Below are 244 nucleotides of genomic sequence, written 5' to 3' on the forward strand. Positions count from 1 at the left end.
AACAACGGGGCCTGACTTCTTGTTTGCCTCTTTGGCGGCGGATGCGAATGACTCTTCTGCTTGGAGCAGCAGCGTTCGTAATCCTTGTATGTCCGAGACCTGCACAGATTTTGTGTTTACGGGATCGGACTTTTTTCAGTGGTCAGCAACGAATTGTCGAATTTCGAAGAAAGCGGGGGTAACTCATGTCAGCACAAGTAGGAGTTATTATGGGAAGCAAATCGGATTGGGATACGATGTCCCA

At 48.4% G+C, this 244-nt stretch carries 1 protein-coding gene; it reads left to right on the forward strand.

The window, feature by feature from the left end:
* A partial coding sequence (locus CF394_RS15900; RefSeq protein ID WP_207761658.1) for a hypothetical protein occupies positions 1-244 on the forward strand: 244 nt, incomplete at both ends.

This window comes from Tetzosporium hominis (genome assembly GCF_002265435.1).
GTDB classification, from domain to species: Bacteria; Bacillota; Bacilli; order Bacillales_A; family Planococcaceae; genus Chryseomicrobium; species Chryseomicrobium hominis.